The organism is Streptomyces broussonetiae, from assembly GCF_009796285.1.
Lineage (GTDB): Bacteria > Actinomycetota > Actinomycetes > Streptomycetales > Streptomycetaceae > Streptomyces > Streptomyces broussonetiae.
In genome coordinates this window covers 571,069-590,409 of record NZ_CP047020.1, presented here as the reverse complement: position 1 = coordinate 590,409, position 19,341 = coordinate 571,069, and the positions used below count along the sequence as shown (strand labels likewise).

Sequence of the window (19,341 nt, the reverse complement as noted above, 5' to 3'; positions counted from 1 at the left end):
GATCATTGTTGCGGTCGCGGGGTGTGCGTCACCGAAGGTGTGCAACGGGCCGAACAAACCAGCTCCGGACGTACTGTTGGAAGTCGCACCGTGGACGGCCGCACATCAACAGGCCACCGTGCGGGCCTGCGTCAACGATCGGTGCCAGGCGACATCGGGCGTGTCTCCCTACGCACACTCCCTCTTCCTGCCAACACCGGCCGGGCCGGACGCCGGACGTACCGTCACGGTGACCGTCACGGCGGACGAGAGCGACAGGCAGGTACTCCGGGTGAGCAGACGCGTCCGGCCAGTGCATCAAGCGGAGAATGGGCCGTGCGGCAGGGTCACGTGGTGGCAGACCCCCATGACACTGACGGCTGCCGGGGAGCTTGAGGTGCACTCACGATGATTCGATCGGGACGCGGACTCCAGCGTTCGGCGAACCAGATCACCTGGCACGAACGAGTGAGTCGGTCCAGATCACTTGAGACGGAGACCGGCTCGGCGGAGACGGGACACAAGCGGCAGTCGTGAAGGATCTTTCGGCTCTCTGCCCTCTGACGACGAAGTTGGCTTGCCCGCCATCGAAGTCGGACCGTTCAGACGGTTGCAGTGAGCCGTGACGCGCTGGTTGGAACCTTGCCATGATTGCTGGAATCGCATCCGCCTCCGAGCGAGGGTGGGTGCGGGCACCGGTTGCAGGAGTTGAGCTGCGATCGTGCCGGCGTGGGTATCGACACAGCGTTCCTCATCGCTCCTGACGACGAGACCGCCGCCGCGACGCATCGAGGAGGCCCTGGGCATGTCTTCATGTCTGCGACCTGCCATGACTTCGAACTGCGAGGACGGAGACGACATGACCGACGATGATCAGCCTCTCGCGAAGGGGCGGCCCACATGCGTCCACCGACGGGATTCCACCTCGGCCGGCCCTGGTGACTCGCAGGGCCGGTAAGGGGTGGCGGTCACAAGCTGTGGCCCCGTCCAGGCCGGAGTGCCCGGGCGGCCCCATGGTCAGCCGCGCCAGCCTGTGCCGGCACGCCTGGTCGGCGAGGCCATCAGCCAGCCGTGCGAGACTGTCCGGTACCGGACCACGCCGCTGCCGGACCACCAGCGGGTCAGGGAACCGATCAACCCACACCCTCGCCCGGGCCGCGATAATCCGGCTGACGGCCCCACCCGCGATTGATCGTGGATGCTGCGCCTTGAGGGGCGAGGGCTAGGCTCGTGGCTGATCACGGTTACTGACGAGGGGGTTCCGAGGCATGAGCGGGAGAGTGACGGCGGTCAGCAGCAACGGGGAGTACTCGTTCACCAAGCCGAACCGGGACAGCGTCAGACTGCTCGTCGGACTCGGTGTGGAGGGGGACGTGCACTCCGGTGTGACGGTCAAGCACCGCTCACGCGTCGCGCAGGATCCCACCCAGCCGAATCTGCGCCAGGTCCACCTCATTCATGAAGAGCTCTTCGCCGAGGTCGGCGAAGAAGGGTTCAAGGTGGCGCCCGGCGAACTCGGCGAAAACATCACCACGCGCGGCATCGATCTGCTCGGTCTGCCGGTCGGCACATTGCTGCGCATCGGCGACTCCGCGGTCCTGGAAGTCACCGGCCTCCGCAATCCCTGCCTGCAGATCGACAACTTCCAGGACGGGCTGCTGAAGCATGTCGTCGGCCGCGACGAGGCGGGGAACATCGTGCGCAAAGCCGGAATCATGAGCATCGTGAGGGAAGGCGGCGTGGTGCGCCCTGGCGACACGATCGAAATGGAACTTCCCAGCGGTCCGCAGCGACCTCTGGACCGGGTCTGACCGTCCTCCCGGGCAGGCCGTGACATGGCGATGGCCGCGCGGGTACTTGAGGTGTGAAGATCAAGCAGGCCCGCGCGGCCATGGCCCATCCTGCCTTCTGTGGCGTCGCGCGCCAACATCTCGGCGAGTTGATCGAAGAACTCGCGCCGCGTTGGGAAGCGCGCTGCGAGTCCGCGCGGCACGAGCGGCGCCGGGGCGCCCGCCGACGGCAGGCCGGGGCGGGGCCGAAGTACGAACTGGTCTTCACCGACCGGCTGCTGGCCACCCTGGTTCACCTGCGCACCGGCCTCACCCACGAGGCCCTCGGCGTGATCTACGAGGTGGACTCCTCCACCATCGGCCGCGCCATCAGCGAGATCCGCCCGCTCCTGGCGGAGCGCGGATTCGCCGTCCCAGACCGGCCCGGCCCGGCCCGGCCTGCGACTGCACACCCTGGAGGACGTGTTCGCCTACGCCGCCGCCGAGAACATCACCCTGCGCATCGACGGCACCGAGACCCAGGTCCGGCGCTCCAGGGCCAACCGGCCCGGCAGGCGGGCCTTCGTCTCCGGCAAGCGCAGGCAGAACACCATCAAGACCACCACGATCAGCGATCACCAGGGCTGCACCCTGTGGTCCGGCGCGATGCGTCCCGGCCGGATGCACGACCAGACCTGTGTGCGCACCGAGGGCATTGCCGAGCAGTTCCGCTTGCAGCCCAGCGTGAAAGCCGAGGTCGACGAGGGTTACCGGGGACTGGCCAACGAGTTCCCCGACCAGGTCAGCGCCCCGCCGAGAAAACCGAAAGGCGTTGACGAGGCGCCACTGACCGAACGGTACGGGTGGCGCGAGCAGCGGCGTCGTCAGTCCTCCCGACGGATCTGCGTCGAGCACGCCAACGCCGAACACCGGCAATGGCGCACGCTGCAGCGGTACACCGGACGGCGCGACACCGGGCCATCGCCGGCCTGGTCTCCGACCGCGCCGCCAAGCGCGCCACCCGGCACAAGCCGAGCACCGAACTCGTGCTCGTCCGCACAACGGCCTGCTGAATCACCCACCAGCCGAACCCCCAGGCCGGCACGGCCCGCCACCATTCGTGGGGCAGCCCGTAAGCCGTCGTGAGATCGGCCGTCGTGCTGTTCGAGGTAGAAGGTTGCTGCGGCCGGTACTGGGCCAGACCGCCCGCTCAGCGGTGAGTTGGCGGGGGCGAAGGGGGCGGCGAGAGCGGTGCGTGCGGCGCACTCGGATCGTGCGTGTGGGCCGTCCGGTGACCGGCTGGGCAAGTTCCGACGCCCCCGGTCAGGCTCGGAGCAGACCGGCATCCGTCACTGACGTCAACGGCGCCAGACGGGGGAAGCGGTGACGGTCCGGTACGACCAGGGTCACCGGCCCGGGACCACCCTCACCAGGGCGTCCGTCGTTGTGATGAGAACACGCCGATGCCACACCCGGTGAATCCGCGGACGAAGTGAAGCGTGCGGGCTGGATTGTTGACTCCAACCCTGATAGATGACTTTGTCATGGCCATGAATGCGATTGAACTGCACAGTATCAATCGTTGGGAGGCGTCCTTCCTCCGCGAGGAGGTTGGCGGCTACTTCGCCCATGGCGTCGAGTGCATGCCGGGCGCGACGGTACTCGACGTGGGCGCCAACATCGGTGTGTTCTCGGCAGCCGTCTATGAGCGGTTGGACGGGGACGTGCGGATCTACGCCTTCGAGCCGGTGCCGCCACTCCACGCGACGCTTGAACGCAATGCTCGCGAATTCTTCAACGGACGCCTTACCGCGCTCCCTTACGGCCTGGCGTCCCGTGACGACGAACTCGATTTCAGCTACGTACCGGCTGCCACCATCTTCTCGTCCTCCTCGCGGGATCAGGGGAACATCGAGGCAGAGCGGAGGCGGGTCACCGCCAGCGTTGTCGAAATGATCCGTCAGGGCGGCCTGGGACCGGTCCTGCGCCGCGTACCCGCTCCCGTCCTCACTCTCCTCGTCGGCCGCAAGCTGCGGGTGATGCGGCGGCTCGAGACGCACCGGGTGGAGGTCAGGCCGCTGTCATCAGCGCTCGACGAGCATGGCATCGACCACATCGACCTGCTGAAGGTCGATGTGGAAGGCGGCGAACTCGACGTACTCAGAGGCATCGAGGGACGGCATTGGCCGCTGGTCCGCCAGGCCGTCGTCGAGGTGGAGCGCTGGCAGCAGAACGGCGACGCGGTCTGCGAGGTCTTCCTCACGCACGGCTTCACGGTCAGCACCGAGCAGGACCCGGTGCAGCGGGCCGGTGACATCGGCATGGTGTTCGCGGTCAGGCCCTGACCACGCGCAGCCCCCGGCACTCGATCGCGCCCTGCAACCTACCGTCCCGGCCGGACTTGAGACCTGGCCGAGGACGTATCAGAGATCGGCCACCCAGCCGGAGAGCCCGACGGCCTCCGGCACCGGCACCGGCACCGGCACCGACATCGCGTTCGTCCACTCCCTCTGGCAGAGTGCATGGATGATCGGCACTGCGCTGTCGACGCCATCCGGAGCGTCAGGGGCGATGTGTTGTCGTCCATGGTCGAACCGGAAAGCGTGCAGTCGCCTGCGGCACCGGGTCCGGGCTGAGCCGATCACTTCGGCATCCGCAACTGACGAGCGCGCCGCCAGGCCCCCGCACTTTCGCGGATCGAGAACGTCGGCACCGTGTCGGGACGTTTACCCGACGCGTTCGGTGGAAGAGTCGAGTCCAGCGACCGGCCGATCCCGCCGCGGCAACGGCGGCCCGCCCGGTTGGAGCCTGCCCTCTCCGCTCCATCACCGGAACAGGAGTACGCCCATGCGCCTCTACGCTCAGACTCCGGCACGCAGGAGCCGGCAGGTGGTCGCTGACCTGGTGGCCTTGGCCCTCATCGCGGTGGCGGTGGCGTTCGCGTTGACCGTGCACGGCGTGATCATGCGGCTGGCCGAGCCGGGGCGCCAGGCGCAGAACGCGGGCGTCAGCCTCTCCTCCAGCCTCCAGGACGCCGGAGCCGCGGCCTCGAAAGTACCGCTGATCGGGGGCTCCCTGAAGAAGCCGCTCCAGGCCGCCGCCGGGGCAGGTGACGGCCTGTCCGACGCCGGGCAGTCGCTGCAGCACGTCGTGGGCCAGGTGGCCGACCTCACCGCGCTCGCCCTGATCGTTCTGCCCGTGGCCTTCGTCCTGGTGTTGTGGCTCCCCCCGCGCCTGTGCTGGATCAGGCACAGCGCCACCACCCGGGGCCTTTTCGACGGCCCCGGCGGCGCCGACCTGCTCGCCCTGCGCGCTCTGACGGGCCCACAGCGTGACCTCGCAGCAGTGCCGGTCCCGCCGGGTGGCCTGGCCGACGCCTGGCGTCGCGGAGACGAGGAGGCCATCGCCGCGTTGTCCGAGGTGGCTCTCAGGCGGGCGGGACTGCGGGCCTGACGGGCAGGCGGGCGTGACGGCCTCTGGCGGCCCCGGCCACGGAGGGGGCAGGGCCCGGTGGCTGTCTTCCCGATTGCAGGACATCGCCTCGGCGCGACGACCGAGGCGCCGGTGGCTCGATTCGCGCAAACTGCACGTCAGTCGACGGCACACCCGAACCGACGATCCGATGATCTGGACGAAACTGCCTGGTCCATGTTCTGGTCCGGGCGCCCGATTCGAGAACGGAGTCCTTGTCGAGCGACCCGATGAGGAAGCCGCATGAACAGGTATCGGCCCGGCTCGTCGCCGTTGCGGAGCCCGCGAACGGGTAGGCTCGCACGTGGATCGGTCCGGCGGAGGGTGAACGATCGTGTCCAGTGGGAACATGTTCAGTGTCTACGGACGAATGACCGCACTGCCTGGTCGGCGTGACGAGTTGATCACCCTGCTCCTTGATGGATTCCGTGCCGGCGGCGAGGACAGCGGCCTACTTGCCTACAGCGTCAACACTGCCCTTGACGAGCCGGACACGGTTTGGCTGACCCAGCTGTGGATCGATAAGGAAGCACACGACGCCGTCACCCGTTCCGAGCCGGTCGCGGCGGTGACTCGCCGGGTGTTACCACTCCTGGCTCAGCAACCCGAGGGCTCCTACGGCCACGCCGTTCATGTGCACGGCCGAATCACAGAGTCTTGAATCATTACTCCGCACTTGTCGCACGACCGGTCGACCCGCCACCTGCGGAAGAAGCCGCTTGAAGCCAAGCTGTCCAAAGGTCTTGTCGCAGAAGTACCGGCACACCCGCAGCCGGACCATGATCCGGCGCGAGCCCAACGGCCACTCGCTGAAGGGGCGTTGGCAAATGCTGTGTACGTGCCTCGCCTGCTTCCGGCAGTCCGGGCACCGACACGGCCGAGCGGTGGACACCACCTCCACCACCAGGACGACGCCGGAGGCATCGCCCACCCGCTCCACGCGCACACCGATCCCGGGGAAACAGCACATCCTCGACCGCTTTGCTCGCCACGGCGGGGAACACCCCGCTCGTCCAGCGCACCGCGGAAGCCCTCCGCGGCCGCCTCGATGTTCCGGGCGACGAGGGTGTGGGCGCGCGTCCGCTCGTACCAGTGGCCGATGCTCTTCTGGTCTGTCTCAGCGGCGTTGCCCGCATGGACGCGCGGCGAAGCGCTTCGCCTGATCAACTGCCTGGCTGTCAGCCTCCCCATGCTCCAGGGGTTGAGAGTGCCGGTCAGAGTCTCCCGGCCGTCATGGCCATCAGGCGTGACAGCACGACGTCCCCCGATGCGTTCACACCGTCGTGCTCCCACTCGTTGGTCACCCACGCGCGAGCCGACCCCACTTCTCGAAGGGTGCGCAGGGACAGTTCGGCGTCGACGTACATGTCGTCGTGGTAGATGGCTGCCGCCAGCGGTACCTGGTTGGTGGCGAGCCTGGCCGGGTCGTACAACGGGGGCCACTCGGTCCACGCGGCGAGGGTCTCGGCGGCCTCGGCGAAGGGGCGCAGCGCTCTGATGTCCTCGAACATCCACGGGTAGATCATCTCGCCGGTGAACAGCAACGGATCGGCGTCTTCCGCGAACCTCGGATGCTCGATCGCGATGCGTTGCGCGGCCCAGTTCGTCGGCGTCGAGTCGTGGGCGAAGCACGGCTCCTGGAGGATCGTGAAGAGTGGGTTGTCCACGAACCCGGTCTGCTGCATGACCTGGAGCAGGAAGGTGTCGCTGAGTCGTCCGGCCGCGTCGAACGCCTCGTCGAGCATCCAGTGGACGCGTTCGTAACCGTCGCTCATCCCGAACGCCAGCCCGAGGGTCCGCAGTCGCCGTGATGTCAGCCTGTCACCGTCGGGAAGCAGGACGCGGCCGCTTTCGGCGAGGTCGGCGATCTGGTGGGCCTTCTCGACGTCCCCCGGGTAGCGGTCGTAGTACTCGCCGTTCTTGGCCTCGACACGGGGATAGGTGAGGCGGTAGACGTCCTCGGCCCTGGTGTTGAGGCCCGGGAGACCGCCGGTGACATGGCAGGCGCGCAGTCCCTCGGGCGCCAGGGACAGATAGGTCAGGGTGGTGAACCCGCCGTAGCTCTGGCCGAGAGTCTCCCATGGTTCGTCGGCGCACAACTGCCGCCGGATCAGCTCGGCGTCGCGGACGATGGCGTCGGCCCGGTGCAGCGAGAGGTAACGGGCGAGGTCCTTGCCCGAGCCGAACGCCGCGGCGAAGGCCGGTGTCACTGGAGTGCTGCGTCCGGTGCCGCGCTGGTCGAGCAGCAGTACCCGGTGGGTCTGTAGCGCCCGTGCCAGCCAGCCGGGGGCGCGCCCGCTCGGCCGAGGGGATTTGCCGCCCGGTCCGCCTTGCAGGAACACCAGCCACGGCAGCCTCTCCGCGGCGCGGGGCGGGTCGACGACCTCGCGGGCGAACACTTCGATGGTTGCCCCGGTGGGATCGTCGTGGTCCAGGGGAACAGTGAAGACGTGGTCGGTCATTGCCATGCGCGGATTCATGGAGACGGTTCACCTCAGGTGGATTGGCCGAGGGCCGTGCCCGGTCGGCCTGTGATCGACCGGGCACGGCCCGCAGCGGCGGGTCAGTAGGTGGTGGTGACGGTGACTCCGCTGAAGCTGGTCGCGGCGTACAGGCTGATGTACCGGTAGCCGGCCGCGGTGTTGGTGACGCTGATGCTCTCGGTGTTGCCGGAGTTGGTGGACTTGTCGGTGTAGGCGGATGGGCCCGCCCACGTGGTCGGGTTGTAGTAGAGGTCGGCGTTGCCGGTGCCGCCGCTGGTGGTGACCTTCAGCGTGGTTGTCCCGGCGGGCAGGTAGATCCACAGGTAGTCGGTGTCACCGGCGGCCGCGGACTGGTTGGCGCGGTAGCAGTTCTGGCCCATGGCTTGGGTGTTGGAGTCCGTGCACGCGGTGGCCGAGCTGCCACCGCCGCCCCGGGCGAGGTCGGTGAGCCAAGCGTCGAAGTCGGCGTCGTAGCGGGTGCCTATGGTGGTGTTGTAGATGGCGTACGCCCCGCTGTAGTCACCGGTGCGGAACTTGGCGAGTATGGCCTGGATGTCCGACGGGTGCTTTTCGGTCATGTAGCGGACGGCCAGGTAGCCCCACGGGTAGGTGCGGGTCACGTCGTCGATCGCGTAAGTGTTCTGCCACAGGTCGCTGAGCTTGTACGTGTGCTTCGCGGCCTCGGCTATCGCGCCGTCGTCCGTGATTCCGCGGTAGCTGTACGAGACGTACTCCGCCTGACCCTCGATCCACCAGACGTCCGGAACCGAGATCTGGGTGCCGAAGTCGCCCTTCATGTCGTAGATGGACTGCAGGATGTGCGCGAACTCGTGGTTGAGGTTCCAGGCGTTGGCGGGGAACCCGTCGTCGGACGGCTTCTGGTAGAGGATGGAATAGGCGACGTTCTTCGGGTCCGTCGGATTGCCGGTCAGCGTCTCGCCGCCGTTGTCGGTCGAGTTGCCGAAGATCGCCCAGGAGTAGGTCGCGTAGTCGGCCTTGCTTCCGTAGATGACCATCTTCACGTTGAAGTACTCGCCCGGGATCGGCCCGTTGTCCTTCACCAGGCTGTGGTAGTACGGCACTTCGCCCTTCAGGCTGTTGCACACGTCGCTCTGCTGCGCCGCCGTCAGCGACTGCGCCATGATGGTGAAGTTGCCGCAGCCGTACGAGATCGGCAGCGAGGCCCTGGTGAGCTGCGCGGCCAGGTCGCAGACGCCGTAGTACGAGCACTGTGCCGCGTCGTCGTTGTCGGCCCGGTAGGCGACGTGGACCCACAGGCTGGCGGTGGGCCCGGTGATGGACGAGGCGTCCATCAGCCCCTTGATCAGCGGGCGTATCCTGCCCTGCAACGCCGGTATCTGGACCAGGTGCGCCAGGTCGTTGCCCGCGTTGGAGTCCAGGACGTCGTTGTCCCCGCCGAGCAGGTCGCGGTGGTTGAGCGTGAACGTGTACAGCGTGTCGGCGATGCTGGGGTCGGCGGTGACCGCGGTCACGAAGTCCGTGATGCCGGGGCCGCGCCACAGCGGTGTGTAGATCGCGTTGAGCGCCCGGTCCATCGCCGGGTACGCGTCCCACGCACTGCTGTAGGCAGTGAGGTACCGCTTGTAGACGCCGAGGAGGCTGCCCTGTATTTGCGCGCTGTCGGAGGTGACGAACGCCTGCTCCAGGATGTCGCCGTTGCCCGCGCTGACGTCGTTTGAGTGGGAGCTGTTGAAGAGCGTGGTGAACCCGGACCCGACGGCGCTGGTGAGCGTGGAGTCGTACGTGCCGACGTCGGCGGGGTGCAGTGACTGCACGTAGTAGCCGGCGCGCAGGAAGTACAGCAGTTCGTGCAGGCCGCCGGAGTCGTCACCGGTGTACGAAGCGGCCGTACCGGCGAAGCCGTTGGCCACCGCGAGCATCTGCGACTCCTTGAACACCGCGTTCGCGTTCGCGCCGGTCAAGTCGAACAGCGGGTTGATGCAGGTGTGCCAGTCCACTGTCTTGATGTACGCCACCAGCGCGGCGCCGGTCCGGCCGGCGAAGTCCGCCGTTGTACACGACGTCACGGCCGCCGGCGCCCTCTTGGGTTCGGCGCGGCCGGTCGTCGCGGGCTTGCTCCGGGGCGTCCGTGCCGGCGAAGCGGCAGGCGCCACATCGGCGGGCGCGCCCCGCAACGCGGCCGGCAGCGGCTTGGACCGCGCGGCGGGGAGTTCGGTGCTCGGGCCGGTGTCGGCACCGGACGGCTTGGCGACCGCGGTGGTCGCCTGGGCGTGGGCCGCCGGACTCTGCCCTGGATGTGGCGCCGCGGTCGCCTGAGTGGTCAACAGACCCAAGGCCAGGCTTCCGGCCGCCAGGCCGACGGCTAGGAATTTGGGCAGGGGTGGTCTGAGGAGCATTGCATCTCCCTTGGTGGGGGTGGGGAGCCGCCCGAGCCCTACGGGGCGGTGCAATGCAACCTGGCACTGGAGTTGACGGGTGAGCAACGCCCTGGGGTACTGCGTTTTCACTGAAGGGTCCACAACATCAGAGATGTTGGTAAAGCCTTGTTGATTGGTTCGTATAGTGGACTGTTCAGCGCGAAGCCGGATTCTCAGGATCGGCTTGGTCGATACACCCTCGACAGCCACGCCTGCGCGTGTGGCGACGACGCGATCAGATCCCCGTAGGCCGCCGAGGCAACACTCAGGACCAGGTCCACCAACTGCTCGGAGAGGCTCTCGCGCCGCCAGGCCAACAGGTAGCGGCACCACAACGGCGTACCGGCCAAAGGTTTCACCAGCACGCCGGGACTCGGCCGAGTCGTCGCCTGAACCATGGACACCCCCAGCCCATTGGCGATCATCTCCTGGAGTTGTCTCCGATCGCCGAGGTATTCGTGAACCGTGGTCGGAGTGAATCCTGCGGTATGGCAGGCGGTGTAAAACACCTCAGGCCAGCCCGCACCGTCATTCGGCGTCAGAAACCATGCCTCATCGGCCAGGTCACCCAGGACGATCTCGCTTCGGTGCCCGAGTCGATGACCCGTCGGCAGCGCGACAAATGTGGGTTCTGTGACGATTCCCCGATGCGCTACGGCGTCGGAGTGCTGCAATTCCATGCCTGGGTAGTCCACGCCGAGCGCGATGTCCAACTCGTCCCGCTCCAGCAGTTCCACGATCTCCGAGGACGAGTAGACACTGCTGACCTTGATCGCCACGCCCGGTAGTCGCGTCTTGAGCCGCGCCACCATGCCCGGAAGGATGGGTGTGTTGGTGGCGGCCAGTCGCACAGCCGACGGCAGCGGGTCGGCATCCTTCGGGCAGTGGCGTCCGAGCACCTCCATCCGGGCCAGCACGTCCCTTGCCTGGGACAGGACGTCGACACCGAACGAGGTCGGCTCCACACCCGACGACCCGCGCGCGAACACCGGCAGACCGAAGTGCCGCTCGATCCGCTGAAGCTGCGCGCTGACCGACTGCTGCGAGTAGCCGAGGACCGCGGCGGCGCGACTGATGCTTCCCACCTCGGCGACCGTGCGCAGCAAGCGAAGGTGACGCAGTTCCAGTTCCATCTGCACTCCTCGCGTATCACGGGCAACCACCCGGTTCCTAAGCTGAGGTGCTGCGACAGCGCATCGCAGAGGGGCTGGGCACATGGAGTCGCCGGGTGCGAAGTCCCTCGGCCTTCGCGTGGACCGCCGCTTCCCAGCGTTCCAGCTCTTCACTCAACGACCCATCACCGCACCGTGGTTGTCTACTCGAAAGATAGAAGACACGACGACCACCAGCCACAGGCCCCCGGCACAGCCACCGAAGCGATCACCAGACCGGCCGCTCTCACCCGACCGAGACAAAGGTGAGGTTGCGTCCAATTCGCCGAGGACAACCTCGCCGCGGCGAGTCCCGATCTGCTGCGCGCGACGATCGCGACATTCACCGAGGCGCTGATGTCCGCGGAGGCCGACACCCTCTGCGGCGCCGAGGCCGAGCAGGCTCTCGTTCCGGTGGTCGCGACCGACTGTCTGCTGGGTGTCTGCACTCGCCGGGTTGAGAAGCTCACCGAGTCCCTCGACGCGATGCCGGGCCGTATGCGTTCGTCCGGGTGGACGCGCTGACCCGGAAGGTCCGCGAGGGCAGCCGCACCCACTACGCCGGAAACCTGCTGAGTCAGGTCCCCGAGTCGGCCCAGTCATGGGCGGCCACCCTGCCGGGGGCCGTCTTAGGACAACCCGACGCCGACGCCGTTCAGGCCCGGATGTGGCACGCCCTGGACGCGCTGGAAGCCAAGTTCCCCAAGGCCGCAGGCCACCTGGTCGCCGCCCAGCACGACCTACTGGCCTTGACCGTCTTCCCGCGCGAGATCTGGTGCCTGATCTGGTCCAACAACCTGTGGGAACGAAACCTACGAGACCGCCCTGCCCACCGAACTCACGGAACTCACCGAACTCGTGATCACGGCCGCGCCGAGTGCCGGCGTCCAGCTGACCGGCGCCGAAGGGTAGGCGAAGATCACGGTGGCGTCCAGGCCCGCGGCGCAGGCGAGCGCGGCGAGGAGAGGGGGTGGATACCGCACCGAAACCGACGAATTGGTGCGATGTAATGCGCCCCGACTACGCCCAGGACGGTCAGGGCGAGGCACGCGCCCATGCTCCCGAGGATCATACTCAGGCTGAGCAGGTCCGAGAACGTGCCATGGACATTCCCCGGTCGGGCACCGAGGTCGGGTCGGCTCGGGGCGAAGATGACCGTGACTTTGTCACTCACTGCCGGCGGGTCGAACTGGAACCACTGGTTCTTGTGGGTGAGCGGGCGTGGGCCGGAGCGGTAGGGCACCTCGACCTGGACGTCGGCTGCGTACGTCACCTTGTGGTTCCTGGTGACCTCGGCCTGCCGCGGTGTCGTGAGCATCTTCGAGACGGGAAGGTCGTGCTCGCCGCCACCGGCCCGCTGGATGCCGGCCCTCTAGCGGACGTCGTCGCCGTGCGGTCCGAGAGCCGGCGCCGGTGCGGCCATGCACAGCAGGCCCAGGGTCAGTGCGAGTACGGCTGCGACGAGGCGGGCGTCGCGGCGCCCGGGCGGGCGAGGCTGATGGCGGGTGGCCAGTGACGCCAGGATCCACAGCAGAGTGCAGCCGGCTGCTCCGGCGACGGCCCACGAGGCCGGCCGTACCCCGTGGGGAAGTTGGCCGCGGGCTCGGGCAAGAGCAGGAGGCGGGCCCCGAGTCCGGTGAGGACAGCGAGCCAGCCGAAGAGTGTGGTCAGATGCCGGGCCGCGCTCACCTCGCGGCCTTGGGACCCCGGCGAGTCACGAGGGAAGCCTGCAGTCCGCAATCACTGTTGTGGACCCCGGCCCTGCCACCCTGTACGGCCATCGCGAATCCCCCATCCCTCGTGGCTCCTTGAAGATCTTGGTGAAGGCCATGCGCGCGAGGTCAGCGCGATGGCCTCGGCGGGTGATCCGCCTGGCTGCGGGCGGCTGCCGCGCGTCCGCTGTGGTTCCGTTTCCTGCTCGGCCGACCGGGCAGGCCAAGGGCGATTGTGTTGCCGGGGATCATCCGGCTGGTGACTGGATGTAGTCTTCCAGGCGCGCTACGGCGAATCCCTGCTCCTGGATGCGCCTGAGCAGGTTGGCGAACATCTGCGTCATCGTGGCACCTTTGAGTTCGCTGGGCCCGCGGAAGTGGGCCAGGATGATGTCACCGTCATGCAGCTTCTTGTCCCCTGCCTGGTACTGCATGTTGCGGATCTGCATGGATTCTCGCCACCACACGATCGCACGCGGTCCGCACTCACCCACCGCGATTTTGGTGTTGCTGTTGTACGCGCCGTACGGCGGGCGGAACAGCAGCGGTGCGGTGCCGTATTCCTTGGTGAGGATCTTCTGGTCACCGCACACCTCCTCCTTCTGGCGGGCCAGGGGGATGGTGCTCATGACGGGGTGGTGCAAGGTGTGGTTCTGGATGTGGTTGCCGAGCGCCTGCAGGGACCTGAAGTACGCGTAGTCCGGCTTGATGGCGTCGTTCATCAAGAACATGGTGATCGGGATCTTCAGATCCCGCATCATCTCGATGAACTTCGGGTCCTTCTCCTGTCCGTCGTCCACAGTGATGAAGACGACCTTCTGCGAGGTCGGGAGGTGGGTGAAGACCGGAACGGTTCCGGTGGCGGAGAGTTTCACCGGCTTGTCGGCCGGCGGCTGCGGGGGGACCGGCAGCGGCGTCAGGCCCCACTTGTGCCAGAGCGCGGTGTCACGAGCACCGGCCGCGGTGCTGGTGGCGCCGCTCGGCGAGGCAGAGGTGGCAGCGGTATGACCGGTTCCGCTGCCGCTGCTCGAGCTGCACCCCCCGACCGCCAGGACTGCCGCGACCGTTCCCATCACCGGCCGGTACCACCGGCCCCGACCCGTATTCCGCTTCATTGCGCCGACCCCAGTTGACGTATGACCATGATCCACTGAGAATTTAACCTGATCGCGTATAAAATCCGGCAATAGCCAGGTGTGAATTCAGTACGCAGTGCGGAGCTGCAGTCGGTGGGACGGTGAGCCGTGCCGTCGTGTGAACCGTCGGTTCGGCCCGGATGGGGGCGTTGCCGGGGACGGAGATCATGCCGGGTGCGGGGGGGGGCAGCTTCCTGGTTCTGGGGGCCGACAGGCGTCAAGCGGCATGTCGTGCTCGTTCGTCTGCCGGGGCGGCCCTGTTCGGACCGTCCTTCAACTCGGTGAACTGCCCTTTCGGCCGTGCTTCGTGGGTGCATCGACAAGAACGTCGATCTTTGCTTCGGATGACGGTTCTGACGCGGTGGTGGCTCAGGCTGCGTCGTCGCGGTCTCGTTCGATGGCAGCGGGCCGGTTCTTGAGGCGGTACCTGGGGCCGTTGACGGAGATGACGCCGCAGCGGTGGGGGAGGCGGTCGAGGATGGCGGCGGGCGGGACCTCATCGTCGAACACGTGTCGGCAACACCCACATCGCTCAGGCCCTCGGTCACCTCGCCGAATGCCAGGGCGCCCACGTCCGTTTCGCCAAGACCAGCCGCACCCTCGCCGACCTCGCCGGCGGCCATGCCGACCGCGCCTGGGGGAGACGGATCCGCGAACCTGTCCGATCCGACGTCTTCATCCTCGATGACTTCGCCATGCGTCAGCTCTCCGTGGCCCAGGTGGGCGACCTCGACGAACTCGTCTCCGAACGGCAGGGCAGGTCCCCGGTCATCACCAGCAACCGGGCGCCCGGCGACTGGTATCCCCTCTTCCCCAACCCTGTCGTCGCCGAGTCCGTCCAGGACCGGCTCATCAACGCCAGCCACCAGGTCATCATGAACGGTCCCGGCTACCGGCCGAACAAACGACCTGGGAATCCCGCAGGCAAGAACGGAACGGCAAGCTCGCAGGGCGGCTGGCCATAATCATCGAGTCGGCGCCTGGGTAACGCCCGGGCTCCGACCCCAGCCGACTTCGCCGACGCTAGTTGATATCGATGTTGAAGGTGGAGACGCTGCTGTCCGCATTGGTCAGGGTGACCGGTCCAAAAGTGATGATCACGGAGGAGCTGCTTCCCGTGCCTTTGTAATAGCCGGTCGCCTCGGTGACCCGGACGGCCAAGGCCACGAGGGTCGAAGCAGCCTGGGCATCGGCGTTGATCTCCGGCTGGGCAAGGGCGGGATGCCCGTTGGCTTCTGCCCAGTCCCGGAAGCTGCGGGCGTCGCGGCTCATGTCAGGGAGGATGCTCTTGTTGGCCCAGGCCCACACCCATGAGCCCGAGCCCGGGCTGAAACTTCCGAGAATCTGCGCAGGTGCCGTCGCAGTCTTATCGGGGAAGGTCCAGGTGATGATGCCGGTCGTCTGGTCCAGATCCCAGCGGTCCGCCGATCCCAGCCCCCAGGACATGTGCGCACGAGCCAGCCGCCCGATCATGTCTTCGCCCTGCAGCAGTAGCACGCTCAGGTCGGCTCTCTCCCTGGCCTGGCCAGCACTCTCCGCCTTGTCGGCCCGCTTGGACATTCCCATGCCGCGGAGTTTGCCAGACGCTCCTGACCAGTCGACGATGCCCCCTCACTCCGGTCACCTTGCCACCGACAAGGTGGGGAATTACGTGACCAACCGGCTGGGGAATCCTGTGATCGTCCATAGTTGGCCTGCTTCGCGTACTCGCTGGTCTGGAACCTTGGCCGGACGCGGCCGAGGTAGGGATACGATCACGCCCTGAGCGTGCGGGGTTAGGGGTGGGACCTGGTGAAGCGGCAGCTGATTGGGATGACCTGCGGTGGAATTTCGGCTCTGGCGCTGCTGGCGGGTTGCAGCGACGCCCCCGCTGAGCCGAATCCTCACCGAGCCGCTTCACCGGCCGCGTCCGCAGGCCAGGCGGAGGCTCCCCAGTCTTCCAAGGCGGCTGTGGCCGATCATGTCAAGACGGTCATGGAGGGCCGGCTCTCTCCTGACGAGACGCGGTTCGGTTCGGGCACGGGATCGCCCTGCTCAACCTCGTCAGCGGGGATGTTCACTGCCAAGTGCGGCTCCGCAGCAAAGGCTACGGGAGCGGATGCATCGTTTGCTCTGGAGCAGATCGAGCGGCACGAGGGCTTTGCGACGCTGCGCGATGTCGCGGAGAAACTCCGGATCGCTGTCACCAGGTATCAGCAGCTTGGCTGCGCTGACAACCCGACCGAAGCGGCAACTCGTCATGCCTGCCTTGAGCCCGCGGCCCTCATCGCTCAGGGTTTCCCGGATCTTCGCGGCGGTGCCAACCTCGGCCTGCGGGGTGCATAGGATACGTATGCCTGGTCCCTGGGCCGTCCGGGGCTGCTCACCTCCTCGGCAGAGGTTGTGGTCGGCGGGGTCTTTACTGGGAGTTGCCGCTGGAGGAGCCAGGGGCAACCAGTGCCGCTGTAGCAGGGCGAAACCCCTCTTGGCGGCGAGTGGATGGGTCCCGGCAAGGACGCAGGCGGCTCGCTGTACTACTCGGCATCGAAGTCGAAGGCGGCGACGTATCGGTGTGGGGCGGCTTGAGCGTCGAGATGCTTCGCGTTCACGGGATGCCAGGTGAAATAGACGGCCTGGGTCATTTCGTCGTTCCTGAACGGCTTGCTGCCGGAGTAACGGGTGGTGCAGTCCTCCCAGTTGTGGCCGGTGCTCGGGAGCGCGGGCGTCTGCTGGACCGTAATACTCAAGCGGGGTTGTGCGGCGTGCCCGCGGGTGACATGCACGTCGACCAAGGCCGGCCTCGCTGCGGCCTCCGTCGACTGTGAGGGGTTGGCGTCGTCGGGCGGCTGGTGCATGTAGGTTCCTGGGCGACCAGCCCTGACGGTCCCGGAGATGTCCGGCCGAGCGAGGCGATCGTCTTGTCGAGATCAGCCAGGCGCGCATGGGTGTCGTCGTCGAATGCGACATACATGACGGTGGTCCGTCGGCAGGTCACTGGCGGCCAGTGCGGTAACGCGCCGAACGAGCCCGGGAGGAGCCGGGATTGGCACAGGTCGACGACAGAGGTGCCGAGTCGGTCGACCCGGGGCGTCCGCTCACGCAGTCTCGTGAGCTGGTTGACCGTCAGGTGGCCGGCTGCCCGGCCCGCCGCTCTCGTCCCAGGCGCGTTCGCCGGCGCCGCGATGTCCCGGGGCGTGGGGCGCATGCTCAGGTCAAAGGACCACGCCCACCACCCAAGCACCGCGACCACCATCGCCGGCGCTCCGACCACGATGCGCACCGCAAGGCCCGTCGGCCTGCTGCCCTGCGCCTGAGCCATGGCTGAGGCGCTCGTGAGCAGTGGCCCGCGAAAGCGCATCCAAGGAGCCAGACATCATCGCCTCCAGCGCAGCTGACGGCCTCGTCAGTGAGAGAGGGGAGACTCGGCGCCCCACGGCACCAATCAGTTTGTGAAGCGTCGGCAGGGTCACGTCATGCCGTCCCCGACAGCCCGCCGCTGTCTCCTGTCTGCCCCACCGGTCGTGGCGCTGATCGCATTCGGCTACTACGCTCTGCAGCCCTTTCGAGAAGCCTGCGCGCTCGAATCCGGGCGCCGCCGGCCGTCCCCATGGCTCCACCTTCACCCGATACAAGGTCTACGTTTCCGGCGATGGCCAGTGCGATGAAGAGCGCACGCGGTTCCTGACCTGGCTGGGGCGATAGGCGCCCGCGACCGGTCGAGGCCGACGGCTTCGGATTGCCACTGGGCAGGCACTGTTTGACAGCCGCTGTATGCCGGTGGGTGGACCCTCGATTCAGTGGCTCCGTGGCTCGTGACCTTCACGCCGCCCTGACAAGGCGGTTGGCGAGCGTCGACATCGTGTACGTACCGACGCCCAGGACGACTTCCAGTGCGTTGCGCTCGGTGTACCCGTGTGCCAGCAGGGCCTTGAGGGTGTCATCGTCCACTCCGCCGGCGGTGGACAGGACGTCGAGCGTGAACGTACGGATTGCTTCGAGCCGTTCGTCGGCCAACTCCCGCCCCTCGCGCAAGGCAGCGATCAGGTTCGTTTCCGCACCGAGTTTGCGGAGCTTGCCGGTGTGCATGGCGACGCAGATGTGGCACTGGTTGCGTACGGCGACCGTCATGATGACGACCTCCCGCGCCAACGGATCAAGCGTGCAGCGCTCGAAACTCGCGCTCAGGGCCAGGAATCCGTTGAGCAGCTCGGGCGATGCAGCCAGCCGCGCCACCGCGTCCGGCATCGTGCCGCCCGATGCTTCGGCCACGGCCAGCATCGCCGGTTGCGACGCCTGCGGAGCGCTCTCCATGCTGTGCGCTTCGAACATGACACTCTCCTAAGATGGACAACATGGTTGACGATAAGATGGTAAACCAGGTTGCCTTTCCGGCCAAGGGTGCTGGAGCGAAGGGAGCGGACCCCAGCCCAGCCAGGGCCGGCTACGAACTCCCGCTGCTGCTGTTCGCGGGATTCCGCACGCTCATCGACGAGGTACACATCGAACTGGCCCGGCAGGGCCATCCGGATGTGCGTCCGGCGTACGGCTTCGCCCTGCAGGCGATCGGCCTTGAAGGCAGTGCCGCCAGCGACATCGCACGACGACTGGGAATCTCCAAACAGGCGGCGGGCAAGACCGTCGACCGCCTGGTCGCTCTCGGCTACGCCGAACGCGCCGACGACCCCGCCGACGCCCGGCGCAGGCTTGTACGGCTGACCGAGCGAGGGCGCGACCTGCTCGCCCGCTCAGCTGCGATCTTCGACCGGTTGCGGGCGGATTGGGCCGCCATCCTGGGCGAGGAACGCCTGCGCACAATCGAGGACGGCCTGCACGCCGTAGCAGCGCCGGGAGCGTTCCGGCTCGACGCAGCAGGATGGATCGGTGGAATGGGCTGACCAGGGCTCCCGGACGCCTTGAACCGAACCAGGAACACGCCCTTCTCGCATCCGAGGCCTGAGAACTGCCGTGGGCTACGGCAGCACGCTGTCCAGCCCCTCGTCCCGGTCGGCCAGCCATCCGATTCCCTCACACACAGGCACCCCCACACGCACAGCGAAGACCAACGCCAGGCAGCGTATCCGCGGCCACTGACAACCGCTGCCCGCCGTATCGCGCCGCCTGGCCCCAGAAGGCCTGCCTCAGCACTCATGAAGTCGGAAGGCGTTCAGTCGCTGCACCACTCGGCGGGACGCCCCCCTCACAGTCTCCGATGTCAATGAACGCAGAACTCGTTGCCCTCTGAGCCGTGCATCACGACGAAGG

16 protein-coding genes and 3 pseudogenes are annotated in these 19,341 nt (G+C 67.3%); 10 read left to right on the top strand and 9 right to left on the bottom strand.

The window, feature by feature from the left end:
- The first annotated feature begins 1,247 nt into the window (after window positions 1-1,247).
- From GQF42_RS02935 to GQF42_RS02910, 6 genes and pseudogenes are all read left to right on the top strand, one after another.
- Complete coding sequence (locus GQF42_RS02935) at window positions 1,248-1,790, top strand: MOSC domain-containing protein (RefSeq protein ID WP_199272549.1); 543 nt, start codon at window positions 1,248-1,250, stop codon at window positions 1,788-1,790.
- Between the two features lie 80 nt (window positions 1,791-1,870).
- Window positions 1,871-2,161: pseudogene (locus GQF42_RS47575) on the top strand (helix-turn-helix domain-containing protein); the annotation flags it as partial.
- A 70-nt stretch (window positions 2,162-2,231) separates the two neighbouring features.
- A complete protein-coding gene (locus tag GQF42_RS47570) occupies window positions 2,232-2,894 on the top strand; it encodes a transposase family protein (protein WP_375994806.1) in 663 nt (220 codons plus the stop codon).
- Window positions 2,895-3,292: 398 nt separating this feature from the next.
- Window positions 3,293-4,093 (top strand): FkbM family methyltransferase, encoded by an 801-nt coding sequence (locus GQF42_RS02920; protein ID WP_158917327.1) that lies wholly within the window; start codon window positions 3,293-3,295, stop codon window positions 4,091-4,093.
- 502 nt (window positions 4,094-4,595) lie between these two features.
- Window positions 4,596-5,201: a hypothetical protein gene (locus GQF42_RS02915; RefSeq protein ID WP_158917325.1), complete on the top strand. Its 606-nt coding sequence runs from the start codon at window positions 4,596-4,598 to the stop codon at window positions 5,199-5,201.
- A gap of 367 nt (window positions 5,202-5,568) precedes the next feature.
- Window positions 5,569-5,880, top strand: coding sequence for a putative quinol monooxygenase (locus GQF42_RS02910; RefSeq protein ID WP_199272548.1), 312 nt, complete (start codon window positions 5,569-5,571; stop codon window positions 5,878-5,880).
- Between the two features lie 553 nt (window positions 5,881-6,433).
- Here the strand turns inward: GQF42_RS02910 and GQF42_RS02905 are convergent.
- The 3 genes from GQF42_RS02905 to GQF42_RS02895 all read right to left on the bottom strand — a co-directional run bounded on the left by GQF42_RS02905 (window position 6,434) and on the right by GQF42_RS02895 (window position 11,234).
- Complete coding sequence (locus GQF42_RS02905; RefSeq protein ID WP_158917321.1) at window positions 6,434-7,699, bottom strand: alpha/beta fold hydrolase; 1,266 nt, start codon at window positions 7,697-7,699, stop codon at window positions 6,434-6,436.
- 83 nt (window positions 7,700-7,782) lie between these two features.
- Window positions 7,783-10,080, bottom strand: coding sequence for a M9 family metallopeptidase (locus tag GQF42_RS02900; RefSeq protein ID WP_158917319.1), 2,298 nt, complete (start codon window positions 10,078-10,080; stop codon window positions 7,783-7,785).
- Between the two features lie 194 nt (window positions 10,081-10,274).
- A complete protein-coding gene (locus GQF42_RS02895) occupies window positions 10,275-11,234 on the bottom strand; it encodes a LysR family transcriptional regulator (protein WP_158917317.1) in 960 nt (319 codons plus the stop codon).
- A gap of 303 nt (window positions 11,235-11,537) precedes the next feature.
- Here GQF42_RS02895 and GQF42_RS47950 point away from each other — a divergent pair.
- Window positions 11,538-12,061, top strand: a pseudogene (locus tag GQF42_RS47950) (transposase); the annotation flags it as partial.
- A 3-nt stretch (window positions 12,062-12,064) separates the two neighbouring features.
- Here the strand turns inward: GQF42_RS47950 and GQF42_RS44735 are convergent.
- The 3 genes from GQF42_RS44735 to GQF42_RS02880 all read right to left on the bottom strand — a co-directional run bounded on the left by GQF42_RS44735 (window position 12,065) and on the right by GQF42_RS02880 (window position 14,610).
- Window positions 12,065-12,235: a hypothetical protein gene (locus GQF42_RS44735; protein ID WP_199273168.1), complete on the bottom strand. Its 171-nt coding sequence runs from the start codon at window positions 12,233-12,235 to the stop codon at window positions 12,065-12,067.
- A 977-nt stretch (window positions 12,236-13,212) separates the two neighbouring features.
- The gene (locus GQF42_RS02885; RefSeq protein ID WP_325100290.1) at window positions 13,213-14,037 is read right to left on the bottom strand and encodes a polysaccharide deacetylase family protein; all 825 of its coding nucleotides are present in this window, start codon (window positions 14,035-14,037) and stop codon (window positions 13,213-13,215) included.
- A 432-nt stretch (window positions 14,038-14,469) separates the two neighbouring features.
- Window positions 14,470-14,610 carry an ATP-binding protein gene (locus GQF42_RS02880; RefSeq protein ID WP_233273202.1) on the bottom strand — a complete coding sequence of 47 codons (141 nt, stop codon included), beginning with the start codon at window positions 14,608-14,610 and terminating at the stop codon, window positions 14,470-14,472.
- 2 nt (window positions 14,611-14,612) lie between these two features.
- On the opposite strand from GQF42_RS02880, the pseudogene GQF42_RS02875 reads away from it, so the two are divergent.
- Window positions 14,613-15,065 (top strand): annotated as a pseudogene (locus tag GQF42_RS02875) (ATP-binding protein); the annotation flags it as partial.
- A gap of 58 nt (window positions 15,066-15,123) precedes the next feature.
- Here the strand turns inward: GQF42_RS02875 and GQF42_RS02870 are convergent.
- Window positions 15,124-15,666, bottom strand: a complete 543-nt coding sequence (locus GQF42_RS02870; RefSeq protein ID WP_158917315.1) for a DUF6882 domain-containing protein — start codon at window positions 15,664-15,666, stop codon at window positions 15,124-15,126.
- A 225-nt stretch (window positions 15,667-15,891) separates the two neighbouring features.
- Between GQF42_RS02870 and GQF42_RS02865 the strand changes: the two genes are divergently transcribed.
- On the top strand, window positions 15,892-16,425 hold the full coding sequence (locus GQF42_RS02865; RefSeq protein ID WP_158917313.1) for a hypothetical protein: 534 nt from the start codon (window positions 15,892-15,894) through the stop codon (window positions 16,423-16,425).
- Between the two features lie 188 nt (window positions 16,426-16,613).
- On the opposite strand, the gene GQF42_RS02860 is transcribed toward GQF42_RS02865, so the two are convergent.
- Together GQF42_RS02860 and GQF42_RS02855 are read right to left on the bottom strand one after the other, a co-directional pair.
- A complete protein-coding gene (locus GQF42_RS02860) occupies window positions 16,614-16,934 on the bottom strand; it encodes a hypothetical protein (protein WP_158917311.1) in 321 nt (106 codons plus the stop codon).
- A 964-nt stretch (window positions 16,935-17,898) separates the two neighbouring features.
- The gene (locus GQF42_RS02855) at window positions 17,899-18,408 is read right to left on the bottom strand and encodes a carboxymuconolactone decarboxylase family protein (RefSeq protein ID WP_158917309.1); all 510 of its coding nucleotides are present in this window, start codon (window positions 18,406-18,408) and stop codon (window positions 17,899-17,901) included.
- Window positions 18,409-18,422: 14 nt separating this feature from the next.
- Here GQF42_RS02855 and GQF42_RS02850 point away from each other — a divergent pair, with 14 nt between their 5' ends.
- Window positions 18,423-18,974, top strand: a complete 552-nt coding sequence (locus tag GQF42_RS02850) for a MarR family winged helix-turn-helix transcriptional regulator (protein WP_158917307.1) — start codon at window positions 18,423-18,425, stop codon at window positions 18,972-18,974.
- Window positions 18,975-19,341 lie beyond the last annotated feature (367 nt).

Coding starts and splice junctions, on each gene's coding strand:
- GQF42_RS02860 (WP_158917311.1), bottom strand. CDS start 16,934: ATGCACCAGCCGCCCGACGACGCCAACCCCTCACAGTCGACGGAGGCC.
- GQF42_RS02920 (WP_158917327.1), top strand. CDS start 3,293: ATGGCCATGAATGCGATTGAACTGCACAGTATCAATCGTTGGGAGGCG.
- GQF42_RS02915 (WP_158917325.1), top strand. CDS start 4,596: ATGCGCCTCTACGCTCAGACTCCGGCACGCAGGAGCCGGCAGGTGGTC.
- GQF42_RS02885 (WP_325100290.1), bottom strand. CDS start 14,037: ATGGGAACGGTCGCGGCAGTCCTGGCGGTCGGGGGGTGCAGCTCGAGC.
- GQF42_RS02870 (WP_158917315.1), bottom strand. CDS start 15,666: ATGGGAATGTCCAAGCGGGCCGACAAGGCGGAGAGTGCTGGCCAGGCC.
- GQF42_RS02895 (WP_158917317.1), bottom strand. CDS start 11,234: ATGGAACTGGAACTGCGTCACCTTCGCTTGCTGCGCACGGTCGCCGAG.
- GQF42_RS02905 (WP_158917321.1), bottom strand. CDS start 7,699: ATGAATCCGCGCATGGCAATGACCGACCACGTCTTCACTGTTCCCCTG.
- GQF42_RS02935 (WP_199272549.1), top strand. CDS start 1,248: ATGAGCGGGAGAGTGACGGCGGTCAGCAGCAACGGGGAGTACTCGTTC.
- GQF42_RS02910 (WP_199272548.1), top strand. CDS start 5,569: ATGTTCAGTGTCTACGGACGAATGACCGCACTGCCTGGTCGGCGTGAC.
- GQF42_RS02900 (WP_158917319.1), bottom strand. CDS start 10,080: ATGCTCCTCAGACCACCCCTGCCCAAATTCCTAGCCGTCGGCCTGGCG.
- GQF42_RS02850 (WP_158917307.1), top strand. CDS start 18,423: ATGGACAACATGGTTGACGATAAGATGGTAAACCAGGTTGCCTTTCCG.
- GQF42_RS02855 (WP_158917309.1), bottom strand. CDS start 18,408: ATGTTCGAAGCGCACAGCATGGAGAGCGCTCCGCAGGCGTCGCAACCG.